Source organism: Bradyrhizobium sp. P2_E8 (genome assembly GCF_056403875.1).
Genome location: NZ_JBFUES010001175.1, coordinates 1 through 2086 on the forward strand (window position 1 = coordinate 1; position 2086 = coordinate 2086).

The following is a 2086-nucleotide window of genomic DNA, read 5'->3' on the forward strand; positions in this document are numbered from 1 at the left end:
GTCGATCTGGTTCAGGATGTTGTTGTACTGAGACACCAGGTTCGCACGCGAGGTCTGGGCGACCGTGTCCTGGACGGGGGTGGAAGCCGTCGAGAACGTGAGCGAGGAAGTGAGCGTGCCACCGATCGCACCACCCGCGGCGCTCGATCCGATAGTCGAGGACGCGTAGTCGTTGGTGGTGGAGACCGTCAGCAGGCCATTGGCGTCGATCGTCGCCGTCAGGTTGTTGGCCTGCAGCTTGGTGTTGAGCTGATCRAGCGTCTTGACCGTGCCGTTGGTGCCGTCGCCGAAGGTGACGTTGACCGCCGTGCCGCCGTTGAAGGAGGTGAAGGTCAAGGTCTTGCCGGCGATGCCGCCGATGCCGGAGGTGCGCGCCGCGGTGAAGGCAGTGGCATTGCCGGTGTTGCCGGCGAGGCCGAGCACGTTCAGCGCATTGCCGGTGCCGGTGATCGACAGGTCGGCGTTGATACCGGTCGAGATCTTGAGCTGACCTGAGGTATTGATCGTCGAGTTCGACTGGCCGGTGGCGGTCGCCAGCGTCGCGGTGCCGTTGGCGTTGATCGTGGCAGTCTGCACGCCGGTGGCAAGGTCGATCGCCTTCAGCACGTCGTTGACCGTGCCGGCCTGTAGATAGACCGTCGAGTTGCCGTTGCCGTCGGTGAGGACGTTACCGGAGGCACCGAAGCCGCTCGGAACGCTCGGCGCACCGGTCGAGCCCGGGATCGGCGCGTTCTTGAAGGTGATGACGTGACCGTCGACGTTCAGCGTCGCCCCGTCCGCGATGGTCGCGCCCAGCGAGGCCGCGCTCGTGGTCCGGTTGACGTTGACGGTGGCGTTGCCTGCACCTGTGGACGTCGTCAGGGCGAGGGCCTTGAGCAGGTCGGCCTTGCCGGTGACACTCAGATCCGCACCCGTCGAGCTCTTCAGCGTGACGGCGCCGGCGGCGGCGGTCGAGACCGCAGCACCTGGCTGGCTGGCGCTCACGGCGATCGTCGCAGCGCCCGCGGTGATGGATACCGTCTTCACGCCGCTGGCCAGATCGATCGCGGACAAGAGATCGTTGACGGTCGCCGCCGGGGTGCCCGCGGTGCCGAGATAGACGGTGGTGTTGCCGTTGCCGTCGGTGACGAGGTTGCCGCTGACGCCCGAGCCGGCCGTAACGGCGGTCGACGCCGGAGCCGCGCCGCTGCGGAACGTGATGGTCTTGCCGTTCACGGTCAGCGTGTCGCCGTCGGCAGGCTGGGCGTTGCCGGCCAGGCCGGTTGCGGTCGTGCCGTTGGTGGCGATCAGGGTGATGGCGCCGGTCAGCGCCGTGGTGCCGTCACCGGCCGTTGCGCCAGTGCTTGCAAAGGAGCCGATGGTGGCGCCGAGCGTCGTGGTGCCGGTCGCCGCCGTGGTGCCGCCGGCCGTGCCGTTATACAGCACGTTGCTGCTCGCGGTCGCGCTGGCGAAGCTCGTCGTGCCGCGCAGGTCGGCCGCCGTCGCACCCGAGATGGTGGTGGAGACGTTGGACTTGGTGGAGTAGCCGACGGTGGTCTGCAGCGCCTGGTTGGCAATCGACTTGGCGCTGTCGATCAGCTTCTGCAACGAGGTCAGGCCGGTGTTGGCAGCCTGCAGCACCTGCACGCCGTTGGCGATGCYATCGAGCAGATTGTTGATGTCGCTGGCGCGGTTGTCGAGCGACTGTGCCGTRAAGAAGTTGGTSGGATTGTCCAGGGCCGAGTTGACGCTCTTGCCGGTCGACAGACGGTTCTGTGTGGTGGCGAGGAGGTCGGCGGTGGACTGGAGAGAGAGCAGGTTCTGACGAACCGACGCAGAGAGAACAATACCTGACATGACTCTTACCCTTCTGGCTTACGCGTCTTCGTTCGATCGCTTCGGATCGAGTGACGGGGCCAGCGTGCCGCGACATGGCTAACAAAGGGTGAAACRAACATCGCCTGCATAAGCGCCGGTTCACCATAAGCGGGCGGGAAGCGCAGAGTGAGATGGCAATCAGCCTGAAATCATTGGCAATTCTTCGCGCTTACGCTCCATTAACCATAACCGCTGGTTACTTTTCAGAGTTCGCCTGCCCTCTCGAAAC

At 65.3% G+C, this 2086-nt stretch carries 1 protein-coding gene; it reads right to left on the bottom strand.

All coding sequences use genetic code 11. The features are described 5' to 3' along the window. Positions 1-1836 (bottom strand): DUF1522 domain-containing protein (locus tag AC1D00_RS38240; protein WP_477014238.1); only part of this gene is annotated, 1836 nt, incomplete at its 3' end. Between the last annotated feature and the right edge of the window lie 250 nt (positions 1837-2086).